Source organism: Thioclava indica (genome assembly GCF_000714545.1).
Classification (GTDB): domain Bacteria; phylum Pseudomonadota; class Alphaproteobacteria; order Rhodobacterales; family Rhodobacteraceae; genus Thioclava; species Thioclava indica.
In genome coordinates, this window is record NZ_AUNB01000073.1 from 47,387 (window position 1) to 60,230 (window position 12,844).

Genomic DNA, 12,844 nt, shown 5'->3' on the forward strand with positions numbered 1-12,844 from the left:
GTGCGACAACTCGCCCTTTGAACTATCGGTCCATCGGGTGCAGACCCGCGATCACAAAATACATCTTAGAATCACATTTCCATGTGGTTAAGCTTGAGCTCAGATGTAAGTAGGGAACGGAGAACGAGAATGGATATCGGGATCGTTGACCTGTCACGGCTGCAATTTGCCATGACCGTCATGTATCACTTCCTCTTCGTGCCGCTCACGCTTGGTCTTTCGATCATCGTGGCGATCATGGAGACGGTCTATGTAATGACCAACCGCCCCATCTGGCGGCAGATGACGAAGTTTTGGGCAACACTGTTTGGCATCAACTTCGTGCTGGGCGTGGCCACCGGGATAACGATGGAATTCCAGTTCGGCATGAACTGGAGCTACTACAGCCACTATGTGGGCGACATCTTTGGGGCACCGCTGGCCATTGAGGGGCTTATGGCCTTCTTTATGGAAGCAACCTTTGTCGGGTTGATGTTCTTTGGTTGGGACAAGCTGAGCCCGGTCAAGCACATGGTCGTGACGTGGCTGGTCGCCATCGGGTCGAACTTTTCGGCGCTGTGGATTTTGATCGCAAACGGCTGGATGCAAAACCCCGTCGGAGCTGCGTTCAACCCGCTAACGATGCGCATGGAAATGACCTCGTTCTTCGACGTTGTGTTCAACCCCGTCGCACAGGCGAAATTCGTGCATACCGTTTCTGCGGGCTATGTGACGGCGGCCGTGTTCGTGATGGGCGTTTCCGCTTGGTATATGCTCAAGGGACGCCACTTCGAACTGGCGCGCCGCTCAATCGCAGTTGCCGCGGCCTTTGGTTTGGCCTCGGCGCTGTCGGTTGTCATTCTGGGTGATGAGTCGGGCTATGAGACCACGCATAACCAGAAAATGAAGCTCGCTGCGATGGAAGCAATGTGGGACACCGAACCGGCACCTGCCTCGTTCACGCTGTTCGGCATCCCCGATCAGGAAGCGCGCGAAACCAAGTATGCGGTGCATATTCCGTGGGCGATGGGCCTGATCGGCACGCGCTCGCTGACGGGTCAGATCGAGGGTATCAACCAGTTGGTCGAAGGCTCGGAAGAGCGGATTAAAAAGGGCATCATCGCCTATGACGATCTGCTCAAAATCCGCGAAGCCAAAGGCGATGTCAGCCCCGAGGTCAAAGCGCAGTTCGAAGAGAATGTCGGCGATCTGGGCTATGCCTACCTGCTGATGCGCTATGTCGATGACCCGCGCACCGCAACGCAGGAACAGATCGAGCAGGCGGCGAATGATACGGTGCCGACCGTGTGGCCGATCTTCTGGTCGTTCCGCATCATGGTGGCGCTTGGCTTCTCGTTCATCGCTGTGATGGCCTATTTCTTCTTCATCTCGAACTGGAGAGGCATGCGCTATCCGCGTTGGGCATTGCACGCGGCGGTCTGGATCATCCCGACCCCGTGGATTGCCGCCGAATTGGGCTGGTTTACTGCCGAATTCGGGCGTCAGCCTTGGACGGTGGATGGGGTTCTGCCCACGGCGCTGTCGGTGAGCCACCTGTCGGTTGGCGATCTGTTGATCACATTGGCAGGCTTTGTCGCGCTCTACACCGTGCTCTTCATCATCGAAATGGGCTTGATGATCAAATTCATCAAAAAAGGCCCCTATCAAGACGTGGAACTGACGCAGGACTGGCAGCAACGGCATGAAGACCGCCTGTCGGGTCGCAGTTCCTCCGTCACCATGCCAGCGGAGTAAGCAAATGATTCTTTCCGAATTAATCAGCCTTGATGTGCTGCGCGTGATCTGGTGGCTCTTGCTGGGTGTGTTGTTGATCGGCTTCGCGCTGACTGATGGCTTTGACCTGGGTGTGGGCGCGTTGCTCCCATTCGTTGGGAAAACCGACACGGAACGTCGTGTAGCGATCAATACCGTCGGCCCGGTCTGGGAGGGCAACCAAGTGTGGTTCATCCTTGGCGGCGGTGCGATCTTTGCCGCTTGGCCACCACTTTATGCGGTCAGCTTCTCGGGCTTCTACCTTGCGATGTTCGCGATCCTTGCCGCGCTCATCCTGCGGCCCGTGGCGTTCAAATATCGCTCCAAGCGTGACGGTCACGCTTGGCGCAACGGCTGGGACTGGGCGCTGTTCGTCGGTGGCGCGGTGCCTGCCCTTATCTTCGGCGTGGCCGTGGGCAACGTGCTGCAAGGTGTGCCCTTCCAATTGAACGATATGTTGATGCCGCTCTATCCGGGCAACTTCTTCATCAAGTTCATCTCGCTACTTAACCCGTTTGCTTTGCTCGCCGGTGTCGTCTCGATTTCGATGTTGATGATGCATGGCGCGGCATGGCTCACGCTGAAAACCGAAGGTCCGGTGCAACTTCGCGCTCGGGCAATCGGGTCAGTGGCGGGGATAGTGGCCTTTGTCACCTATATCCTCGCAGGTGTCTGGCTGGCTTTTGGCATCAAGGGCTATGCGATCACTTCGGTCGTGCCCGATAATGGCCCCTCCAACCCGCTGTTCTCGACCGTTGAACACGGTGGCAGCTGGTTATCGGCCTATTCGGATCGCCCGTGGATCGCAATTGCGCCGATCCTTGGCCTGCTGGGTATCGCACTGGCCACGCTGGGTCTGCGTGCGGGCCGCGAAGGCTCGACATTGCTGTTGTCGAAACTTGGCATCTTCGGGGTGATTTCATCGGTCGGATTGACGATGTTCCCGTTCATCCTGCCCAGCTCGATTCAACCCGATGCGTCGCTGACTGTCTGGGACGCGTCGTCCTCGCAGCAAACGCTGTTCGTCATGCTCGTCGTCACGCTCATCTTCATGCCGCTCATTCTTGCCTACACTGCCTGGGTTTATAAGGTTCTGTGGGGCAAAGTGACGGTCGAAGAGATCGAAAGCGACAGCCATTCCTACTGAAAGGAGACCAAGATATGTGGTATTTCGCATGGATCCTCGGGCTTCCACTGGCCGCGCTGATCGCGGTGGCCAATGCAATGTGGCTCGAGATGCAGAACGATCGCAAAATCGCAGGTGAGACCGAGACCGACTGATCTTGCCTCACGCATGTGACAAAACGAAGGCCGCTCCTAACCGGGGCGGCCTTTACGATTCTGCCTTATAAGGCGACGTAACGGCAGGCGATCCGGCGCGATAGCGCAAACAGTCGTCAAGACGTGACGTCCCGCGCCCAAAAGTGACGTTTTACCCCTGTCCCTTGGGCGCGTGCTCTTGTAACAAAATTACCGAACGAACCTGTCCGCCCGCAACAGGCGGACCCAGATTAGGGAGACACGCCGATGAAGGTGCTGGTGCCGGTAAAGCGCGTGATCGACTATAACGTGAAAGCCCGTGTGAAAGCGGATGGCAGCGGTGTCGATCTAGCCAATGTCAAAATGTCGATGAACCCGTTTGACGAGATTGCCGTCGAAGAGGCAATCCGACTGAAAGAAAAAGGCGCGGTCGAAGAGATCGTCGTCGTCTCGATCGGCGTCAAACAGGCGCAGGAAACCCTGCGCACGGCGCTGGCGATGGGCGCGGATCGCGCGATCCTTGTCGTGGCTGCCGATGATGTGCATCAAGACATCGAGCCGCTGGCTGTCGCCAAGATCCTCGCCAAAGTGGTTGAGGAAGAGGCGCCCAAAATGGTGATCCTTGGCAAGCAGGCGATCGACAATGACATGAACGCCACTGGCCAGATGCTGGCGGCGCTGCTGGGCTGGGGTCAGGCGACCTTTGCCTCCGAAGTCGTGGTCGAAGGCGAGACGGCGAAAGTCACCCGCGAGGTTGACGGCGGCCTGCAAACGATTGAGGTCAAACTGCCCACAATCGTGACGACCGACCTGCGCCTGAACGAGCCGCGTTATGCCTCGCTGCCCAATATCATGAAGGCCAAGAAAAAGCCGCTCGAGGAAAAAACCGCTGCCGATTACGGCGTCGATGTCACGCCGCGTCTTGAAGTGGTCTCGACCAAGGAACCCGAGTCGCGTCAGGCGGGCGAAATGGTGCCCGATGTCGATACGCTTGTGGCGAAACTCAAAGAGAAGGGGGTCGTGTGATGGCCGTTCTACTGCTGGGTGAAGTGAATAATGGTGAGCTGTCGGTTGATGCGACAGCCAAGGCTGTGAGCGCTGCGAAATCGCTGGGCGATGTGACCGTGCTTTGCGCGGGTGCCTCGGCTGCGGCTGCGGGTGAAGCCGCGGCAAAGATCGACGGCGTCGCGAAGGTGCTGGTCGCTGAAGACCCTTCGCTGGGCCACCGTCTGGCGGAACCGACCGCCGCGCTGATCGTCGGACTTGCGGGTGATTATTCGCATATCGTGGCCCCGGCTACGACCGACGCGAAAAACGTGATGCCGCGCGTCGCGGCCCTGCTGGATGTGATGATCCTTTCGGATGTCTCGGGCGTCGTCGATGCCGGCACGTTTGAGCGCCCGATCTATGCCGGCAACGCAATCCAGACCGTGAAATCGAAGGACGCCACGAAGGTCATCACCTTCCGCACCTCGACTTTCGATGCCGCTGGTGAAGGCGGTGCCGCGCCAGTCGAGACCGTGAATGCGGCCGCCGATCCCGCGCTGAGTTCCTGGGTCGAAGATAAGGTCGCTGAAAGTGATCGTCCCGAACTGACCTCGGCTAAAACCGTGGTTTCGGGTGGACGTGGCGTTGGCTCGGAAGACGATTTCAAGATCATCGCAGCACTGGCGGACAAGCTTGGCGCGGCGGTTGGTGCCTCGCGCGCAGCGGTCGATTCCGGCTTTGCGCCCAATGACTGGCAAGTCGGGCAAACTGGCAAAGTCGTGGCCCCTGATCTGTATATCGCTGTCGGCATTTCCGGCGCGATCCAGCACCTTGCGGGCATGAAGGATTCCAAGGTGATCGTTGCGATCAACAAGGATGAAGAAGCTCCGATCTTCCAAGTCGCCGATTTCGGCCTTGTCGCCGATCTATTCGACGCCGTGCCCGAGCTGACCGAAAAGCTGTAAGCACACACGGGGCACCGCGCCCCGACCGACATCGTAAAAAGGGGCTGGGAGTTTTCCCGGCCCCTTTTTTAATGGATCATAGCAAGCCACGCACCTCAGGCTCTAGCGCCTCGGCAATTTCGGCATGCACCATCGGGCCGGGTAGCATCTGCGCTGCAGGTTCTTCCATCGAGGCGAAATGCATACCGGACGTACCCCCGCTGCGCGCTGTGACCGAGGGCTCAACCCGCACCACTTTCGTTGCGAATGGGCGCAACGCATCAACCATCGCCGCTGTCACCAATAGCGGCTCAGCGCCCAGAGGGTCTTGCTGACCGGGTGCGCGATAATCCCCAAGCCATAGCAACACCTTGTCTCCCTCAAGGCAGTCCAGAAGCGCGCGCATACGCTGCACCCACGCGATGCGCAACTCGGCAATCAGCGCTTCGAACTTGTCGGGGGCGCGCGCCTTGAGAGCAATCAGCATGTGGCGCGTAAAGTTGAACTCGGTGAAGTCCACGCCGCGAAAGATCGACCGCATCAGGCTAGATGCGCGCAAAAAACGATCATTGCGACGCGGATGGACCGCGTAAAATCGGTTCGACATGTTTTGCGCGCCCATCAACTGCACCACGTTCAGACGTGCAGACCGCGACGCCTCAACAATCTGGGGCTCATTGACGAAGACATCCGTCCCCGCATTCATATAGCCAAAATTCACGACCGGCAGCCCGAGTCGCTCTTCAAGAAGCGTGGGCCAAGGATCACTCACGAATTTCCCATAGGTTTCCGTGCCACCCAAAGCGGCAATATACTCGCCCGCAAGCGACCGGCACGGACCGCGAAACAGCAGTTTGGATTTCCCGTAGCGACACGGAAAGTAGTCAAGGGCGCCATCGCCCGAATATTCGAAAGCCATTTTTCCCACCTCAGTTAAATTCGACTCACCCGAACTCACTTTGGCGTGAAAGGCTTTCAAAACGGTTATTGAGAAAATACGATCTATCGCGCCGCACCTCTTGCACGGGGGCGCTGGCCGCGTATGGTCAAGGCGGCTTTGTGAAAGGGCAGAATATGACGATCGAAACAGTTGGCATCGTGGGAGCAGGACAGATGGGCAACGGGATCGCCCATGTTTTCGCATTGGCAGGCTATGAGGTGCTGCTCAACGATATCAGTGCTGAAGCGTTGGATAAGGCGCTCGCAACGGTTGGCAAGAACCTGGATCGTCAGGTTTCGCGCGAGAAAATCAGCCAAGCAGAGCGCGATGCGGCAATGGCGCGGATCAAGACCACGACGACCCTGACCGATCTGGGTCCGACTGATCTGGTGATTGAGGCCGCGACCGAGCGCGAAACCGTGAAACAGGCGATCTTCGAAGACCTGCTGCCCCATCTCAAGCCGACGACAATCTTGACGTCGAATACCTCGTCAATTTCGATCACGCGGCTTGCATCGCGCACCGACCGGCCCGAAAAATTCATGGGATTCCACTTTATGAATCCGGTTCCCGTGATGCAGCTAGTAGAGCTGATCCGAGGCATCGCGACGGATAAAGAAACCTATGACACCCTGCTGGCCGTCGTCGAGAAGCTGGGGAAGACTGCCGCCTCCGCCGAAGATTTTCCCGCCTTTATCGTCAATCGCATCTTGATGCCGATGATTAATGAGGCGGTCTATGTGTTGTATGAAGGGGTGGGCAATGTCCGCTCGATCGACCTGTCGCTGAAACTTGGCGCGAACCATCCGATGGGTCCCCTGGAACTGGCCGATTTCATCGGGCTTGATACCTGTCTGGCAATCATGAACGTGCTGCATGACGGGCTGGCCGATACGAAATACCGCCCCTGTCCGCTGCTCACGAAATATGTCGAGGCCGGCTGGCTTGGGCGTAAAACCGGACGCGGGTTTTACGACTATCGCGGCGACACGCCGGTACCCACTCGCTAAGCTTGGCACCCAAGCGCAGCGTCTTTGTTATCGGGCGGCTAAGAGGGGCGCTGCCCCCTCGCCCGTTCCGGGCTCCCCCCCGGGATATTTACCAAGAGCGAAAGAGCCGATAGATCAACGCCCGGCGCGCGCCATTAGAGAGGCGGCAGCCGGGCGTCTTCGCTCTTACGGTCATCGGCGTCCCCGCCTGTTCCGCGATTGCAGAATGCCCGATTAGGGTTAAGAAACAGTTTCGCGCTTCGCTCTTGAGAAATATCCCGGGGGGCGCATAAGCGCGGGGGCAGCGCCCCCTCCGCCGAACGGATCAGAGCCTCAGCGTTTCCTCACGCAGATCGGCAAGGAACTGGCGAGGGTTTTTCAACGCCTCCGAGATCTCGTCTGCCGTTTTCGCCGGGCCGATTGCAGGATGCTGTGGCTTGTATAGCGCGCGTTTGATCTCATATAGCAATAGACCTTGGCGCACCGTCGCACTTAGCTTGTTAGCGATCTGATAGGCGCGCGAGTTGTGACCCGGAAAATGGATAGGCAAGACCGAAGCGCCTGAGCGCGCAAGCATTTTCGCAGTGAACGGGTTCCACTCTTGCTCGATCACCGGACCAAACAGCGTCGCGGAATGCGCCACCTGCCCAGCCGGGAACAGCACAACAACCCCGCCCCGTTTTAGCTGCGCCATACATGCCGCGCGCATCTTAAGGCTGTCTTCGCGGGCATTTTCCTCATGCGGAAAGGGCACGGGCAGCATGTATTGCTCGATTTCCGGGATGCCCGTCAGCAGCGAGCGCGTCAGGATCAGATAGTCATCGCGCACCTGCCCGATCAGATAGGCCAGCACCATTCCGTCCACCAAGCCGTGGGGGTGATTGGCGACGACGACAAGCGGGCCTTCCTTGGGAATATTGGCGATTTGTTCGGGTGGCGTCGTGACATCAACACCCATAATAGCAAGAGCTTGCGGCCAAAAATCACGTCCTGTCGGGGCGCCACGCTTTTCAAATTTGCGGATCAGATACAGCAAATGAGCCTTTGCCGTCAGCCATTCCAGAATACGGATCGTTCCGACTTTGAAAGGGTTTTTAAACGTTCCCGCATAGGACAGCCGACGCTTGTCGTAAATCTTGGGGTGCACTTCGTCCGTCGCGATTTCGACCTGCTCATCCACCATATGGACCTCTCGGTTCCGAGCGGGTTACATGCCTTCGCCGAACTTATCCTCGACCAGCGCTTGCAGCGCATTGGCGAGCTTATCGGCTTCGGCCCCGCGTGTCGTGACCTCAATACTGGTTCCACGGGAGGCTGCCAACATCAAAAGCCCCATGATCGAGTCGCCCGAAACGCTTTGACCGTCTTTGTTCACCAGCGCCGAGGCATCATGCGCCTCAACTACTTCAACAAAACGGGCCGAGGCGCGGGCATGCAGCCCCTTTTCATTCACAATCTCAAGACTTCGGGTCACGGACATTTGGCAGGCGCCTCACGGAATTTATAACTGTTTATGTACTTTCGCCCTGCGTCCAATGCGGCCTCAACCGCGGCGTGCACGTTTAGACTGCGCGACTTCGCCAGCTTAATCAAAAGCGGAAGATTGGCGCCGTAAATGATCTCGCGCCCCTTCTGTTCGCACGCCATTAACGAAAGGTTTGATGGCGATCCACCAAACATATCCGTTACGACGACAACCCCTTCGCCCAAATCGACAGCATCGGCGGCGGTACGGATTTCGGCCTGCTTTCTGGCACGGTCATGGTCATCTTCGATGGTGATCGCGCGGATACCGTTTTGCGGCCCCACGACATGCTCGACCGCCGCGAGATACTCTCGCGCAAGCCCCCCATGTGCCACGATCACGATCCCGATCACGCGCGCTCTCCTGTCTTCGAATGAGCCCCTTGGGGCGCTTTGCGTTCCAGTTCTCTGTGACGTTTAGACACTTGCCAACCCGCTTCCGCAAGCGCTTTGGCAACGCTTTGTGTCATCGCGACGGAGCGATGTTGCCCCCCCGTGCAACCGAACCCGACCGAGAGATGCGACTTACCTTCCGCAACATAGGTCGGAAGAAGAAACAACAATAGATCTATCACCTTAGAGTAGAATTCTTGGTAACGCGGGTCAGCTTCTACATAGCTGGCAACCGCCGGATCACGCCCATCAAGCGGGCGTAGCGCGGCCTCCCAATGCGGGTTCGCCAGAAAGCGGCAGTCAAACATCAGATCCAGCCCGCGCGGCACGCCACGCTTGTAGCTGAACGAATGCACCGATACGGCCAATTTCTCGATCTTGCCAGTGTCGAAAAACCGACCCAACTCGGCGCGCAGGTCATGCGGGCTCATTTCGGAGCTGTCGATCAGGACATCGGCGCGCACCTTGATCGGGGCGAGAATATCGATCTCTTGCGCGATCCCAAATTCCGGCGGCTCGTCAGGGGATAGAGGGTGGCGACGGCGGGTCTCGGAATAGCGGCGCTCCAACACATCGGGGCGCGCATCGAGATACAACAGCTCAAGGTTTAGATCGGGTTCACGCGTCAGGGCGTCAATCATCTCGATCAGCGCCGACACAGAGAAATCACGCCCGCGCACATCGACGCCCAAAGCAACAGGAGGCCCGATATGCCCCAAAAGAAGCCGCGGGATCAGACTGAGCGGCAGGTTGATAATCGGCTCATAGCCCAGATCCTCAAGCGCACCGATTGCCGTGGTGCGCCCAGCCCCCGACGGGCCGGTTACCAGCACGACGCGCTGGCCAGCCTGCTGCGTTGCCGGATCTAATCGGGTCACGCCCATCGACCGCCTTTCAGCCATTGAAGAATTGCTACGTCAAGATGGCCATGTTGCACGCGCAGCACAAGAGGGAGTTCGACCCCAAGCACCCTGTCTTTTCGTTGCTCCGGGAGACGTTGGGTCTCAATCTCATCGAGGTTGACGCACAAGATAATGCGCGCGCGCGGTAGCGGTTCGGCGTGCAACAGCCCCACTTCACGCGCCTCAATCCGGCCTGTGATTTGGGGTGGTGCGGTGGCGATCAACTGCCCGGCCTCAACACACAGGTCAACGCGATCATCTGCAACAAGCTGCGCGCCATAGGCCATCAGGCGCAGGGCGAGCAATGATTTCCCCGACCCCGACGCCCCTTTGATCAGAGCGCCGCGTTGCGAGCCCAACGCAACGACGCTTGCGTGGATGTTGGTGGAAATGGACGGCGTCTCACCCACCGCCCGATCAGACCGGAAGGCCGACGACGAAACGCGCCCCCAGAGGGTCAGACGTCAGGTCGGCATCGGTGGGGCGAATGTTCTCAGCCCAGATCACACCGCCATGCGCCTCGACAATCTGCTTGGAAATCGCCAGTCCCAGCCCCGAGTGATCGCCGAACTGGCCCACCGGACGCTCCGAGTAAAAGCGCTTGAACACCTTGGTCAGCGCCTCTTGTGGGATGCCGGGGCCGGTATCTTCAACGACGACCAGCACACGATTATCGCGACGCCGCGCCCAGACCCGCACCGCGTCGCCATCTTCGCAGAACGAGGTCGCATTGGTGATGAGGTTGACAAAAACCTGCGCCAATCGCGCCTCAAGCCCGGAGATTTGGATCGGTTGCGTCGGCAGGTCGATAATGAAATCGACGCCTTTCTTGCGCGCCTCTTGGCCTAGATATTCCGCCAGGTTGCTGACCATTTTCACCAGATCGAATTGCTCTTCTTCCTCTTTGACCAGCTCACTATCAAGGCGCGACGCGTTGGAAATATCGCTGACCAAGCGGTCCAGACGGCGCACATCATGGTCAATCACATCCAGCAGTTTGGTTCGCTGCTCTTCTTTTTTGACCATCCGCAAAGAGGCCACGGCAGAGCGCAAACTTGCCAGCGGGTTCTTGATTTCATGGCTGACATCGGCAGCGAATTGTTCGTTAGCGTCGATCCGGTCGTAAAGCGCGGCCACCATGCCACGCATCGCGCCAGACAGCCGACCGATCTCATCCGGGCGCCCGGTCAGATCGGGAATGCGCACGCGTGCGGGTGACATCTTGCGCGCATTTTTCTCACGCCCGATTTCGGCGGCGGCAGCAAGATCAGAGATCGGGTTGGCAATGGTAGACGCCAGAACAAGGCTAAGCCCGATCGACACGATGATTGCGATCACGAACATCTGGATCACTTGCTCACGCTCGACACTTACAAGAGAGTCGATTTGCCCCGCGATTGACGTCAGCCCCACAACGCCAACCACACGGTCGCCTTGCCGGATGGGGGTTGCGACGGCAAAAATCGTCGCGCCAGCGGCGTTTTTCTGCGACGAAATCTGGGTCCGACCACTTAAGGCGGCGGGCAGCATCTGGCGCACCATATCAAGCGCGGAATCCCCGGTATCTTTGCCGGGCCGCGAGACCACGCGCGAAATGCCCGCCCATATCCGGCTAAGAAAATCTGTCAGAATCGTTGTGCGCCGGTCCATTTGCAGGCCGTCAACATGCTCGACAGGGGCACGTTCGCCCGTGGTCGTTGTGCCAATCAGCGCCTCGCCGGGATCAAAAAGGTACAGATCAGCCCCGTCTGGCAGTTCGATCCCTGCAATTGTCGCGACCGGATCAATCCCGTCACCCGCCGCCAGATTGACCGGCGCGCCTTTGGGAAGCTGCGCCTCGAACACGTCGGCGGCCAGCTGCGCCTCATTCACGAGACCGCTTTCGCGCTGCATCACCAGCGTATCGCGGAACGGGTTGAGATACAGCACGCCGACGACCAGAACGATCATCGCAAGCAGATTGAACGTGATGATCTTGCGCGCCAACGGCGAGCGGTTCAGCGCGATAAAACCGCGCCGCGCACGCCCTTTACGCAGATCCTCGTCAACGGCGCCTGCCGGGCCGATCCAGTCCTCGCCAAGGATTACATCCCCGCCCGAAGCGTTCGCCTTGGTGCTGCGTGAGCGTCCCAACCCAATTCTCCCTGCGATGCTCATACTGATGTCACATCACTCTTCATTATAGCGGTAGCCGATGCCGTAAAGCGTCTCGATGGCCGAAAACTCATCGTCAGCACTGCGCATTTTTTTGCGCAAACGCTTGATATGACTATCGATCGTGCGGTCATCGACATAGACCTGATCATCATAGGCCACATCCATCAACTGATCGCGCGACTTCACAAAACCGGGCCGTTGTGCCAGCGCCTGAAGCAGCAGGAACTCGGTCACGGTCAGCGTGACGTCCTTGCCTTTCCAAGTCACAGCATGGCGCAGCGGATCCATTTCCAGCGCGCCGCGCACCAAGACTTTGGTCTCTTCGGTGGTGGCAACTTCGCCGGTGCTGATTGCATCCTGACGACGTAGCAGCGCGCGGATTCGTTCGACCAAAAGACGCTGCGAGAACGGCTTTTTGACGTAATCATCCGCGCCCATGCGCAGGCCCAGAACTTCGTCAATCTCATCATCTTTGGAAGTCAGGAAGATCACCGGCATCGCGGTTTTCTGGCGCAGCTTCTGCAGCAGTTCCATGCCATCCATCCGCGGCATCTTGATATCCAACACGGCCATATCCGGAAGGCGTTTGTTAAACGCGTCGAATGCGGCCTGTCCATCATTATAGGTCTCGACCTCGTATCCCTCGGCCTCAAGTGTCATCGACACCGAAGTCAGAATATTGCGATCATCATCGACCAGAGCGATCCTTGACATGCCCGTTCCCTCATTTTTGCTCTTTTGTTATTAGCCACATCATCTGCATTTGACGGACGCAAATCAACCAAGATGTGCGAATCATACCCGTTTCCCGAATCATCTGAGCCGAAAAAACCGAAGGTTTGACTAATTTGCCTCACCTGTGGGCAAGTTTCCGCGATGGTGGCGCTAAACCCAAGGATGGTTGCGCTAACTGTGGCAATGCTTCCTGTTCCATCTTGAAATAGTCATGCTATAGGCGACCCATTCGGGTAACATTCTTACTTGGATCGGCACCCC

General features: G+C 58.1%; 14 protein-coding genes. 6 read left to right on the plus strand and 8 right to left on the minus strand.

What is annotated here, in order from left to right; all coding sequences use genetic code 11:
* The first annotated feature begins 129 nt into the window (after positions 1-129).
* The 5 genes from DT23_RS16275 to DT23_RS16290 all read left to right on the plus strand — a co-directional run bounded on the left by DT23_RS16275 (position 130) and on the right by DT23_RS16290 (position 4,964).
* A complete protein-coding gene (locus DT23_RS16275; RefSeq protein WP_038132954.1) occupies positions 130-1,734 on the plus strand; it encodes a cytochrome ubiquinol oxidase subunit I in 1,605 nt (534 codons plus the stop codon).
* A gap of 4 nt (positions 1,735-1,738) precedes the next feature.
* Positions 1,739-2,899 (plus strand): cytochrome d ubiquinol oxidase subunit II, encoded by a 1,161-nt coding sequence (cydB, locus tag DT23_RS16280; protein WP_038132955.1) that lies wholly within the window; start codon positions 1,739-1,741, stop codon positions 2,897-2,899.
* Between the two features lie 14 nt (positions 2,900-2,913).
* Positions 2,914-3,033, plus strand: coding sequence for a cytochrome bd-I oxidase subunit CydX (cydX, locus tag DT23_RS18750; protein ID WP_051697377.1), 120 nt, complete (start codon positions 2,914-2,916; stop codon positions 3,031-3,033).
* A gap of 246 nt (positions 3,034-3,279) precedes the next feature.
* Positions 3,280-4,038, plus strand: coding sequence for an electron transfer flavoprotein subunit beta/FixA family protein (locus tag DT23_RS16285; protein WP_038132957.1), 759 nt, complete (start codon positions 3,280-3,282; stop codon positions 4,036-4,038).
* The gene (locus DT23_RS16290; protein ID WP_038132960.1) at positions 4,038-4,964 is read left to right on the plus strand and encodes an electron transfer flavoprotein subunit alpha/FixB family protein; all 927 of its coding nucleotides are present in this window, start codon (positions 4,038-4,040) and stop codon (positions 4,962-4,964) included. Before DT23_RS16285 ends, DT23_RS16290 begins: the two co-directional genes overlap by 1 nt.
* Before the next feature lie 76 nt (positions 4,965-5,040).
* On the opposite strand, the gene DT23_RS16295 is transcribed toward DT23_RS16290, so the two are convergent.
* Positions 5,041-5,862 carry a DUF6473 family protein gene (locus tag DT23_RS16295; protein WP_038132961.1) on the minus strand — a complete coding sequence of 274 codons (822 nt, stop codon included), beginning with the start codon at positions 5,860-5,862 and terminating at the stop codon, positions 5,041-5,043.
* A 155-nt stretch (positions 5,863-6,017) separates the two neighbouring features.
* Here DT23_RS16295 and DT23_RS16300 point away from each other — a divergent pair, with 155 nt between their 5' ends.
* Complete coding sequence (locus DT23_RS16300) at positions 6,018-6,893, plus strand: 3-hydroxybutyryl-CoA dehydrogenase (RefSeq protein WP_038133121.1); 876 nt, start codon at positions 6,018-6,020, stop codon at positions 6,891-6,893.
* 304 nt (positions 6,894-7,197) lie between these two features.
* Here the strand turns inward: DT23_RS16300 and DT23_RS16305 are convergent, their stop codons facing one another.
* Genes DT23_RS16305 through DT23_RS16335 form a run of 7 tightly spaced genes read right to left on the minus strand, consistent with a single transcriptional unit; the run spans position 7,198 to position 12,562 of the window.
* Entirely contained in the window at positions 7,198-8,055 is an 858-nt protein-coding gene (locus DT23_RS16305; RefSeq protein ID WP_038132964.1) for a lysophospholipid acyltransferase family protein, read from the minus strand.
* A 24-nt stretch (positions 8,056-8,079) separates the two neighbouring features.
* Positions 8,080-8,352 (minus strand): HPr family phosphocarrier protein, encoded by a 273-nt coding sequence (locus DT23_RS16310; protein WP_038132966.1) that lies wholly within the window; start codon positions 8,350-8,352, stop codon positions 8,080-8,082.
* Entirely contained in the window at positions 8,343-8,750 is a 408-nt protein-coding gene (locus DT23_RS16315; protein ID WP_038132967.1) for a PTS sugar transporter subunit IIA, read from the minus strand. The genes DT23_RS16310 and DT23_RS16315 overlap by 10 nt, the downstream gene beginning before the upstream one ends.
* Positions 8,747-9,667 carry an RNase adapter RapZ gene (rapZ, locus tag DT23_RS16320; RefSeq protein ID WP_240473647.1) on the minus strand — a complete coding sequence of 307 codons (921 nt, stop codon included), beginning with the start codon at positions 9,665-9,667 and terminating at the stop codon, positions 8,747-8,749. Before rapZ ends, DT23_RS16315 begins: the two co-directional genes overlap by 4 nt.
* On the minus strand, positions 9,664-10,101 hold the full coding sequence (locus DT23_RS16325) for an HPr kinase/phosphorylase (protein ID WP_038132970.1): 438 nt from the start codon (positions 10,099-10,101) through the stop codon (positions 9,664-9,666). The genes rapZ and DT23_RS16325 overlap by 4 nt, the downstream gene beginning before the upstream one ends.
* A gap of 7 nt (positions 10,102-10,108) precedes the next feature.
* Entirely contained in the window at positions 10,109-11,848 is a 1,740-nt protein-coding gene (locus tag DT23_RS16330) for a sensor histidine kinase (protein WP_038132971.1), read from the minus strand.
* 12 nt (positions 11,849-11,860) lie between these two features.
* The gene (locus DT23_RS16335) at positions 11,861-12,562 is read right to left on the minus strand and encodes a response regulator transcription factor (RefSeq protein ID WP_038132973.1); all 702 of its coding nucleotides are present in this window, start codon (positions 12,560-12,562) and stop codon (positions 11,861-11,863) included.
* Between the last annotated feature and the right edge of the window lie 282 nt (positions 12,563-12,844).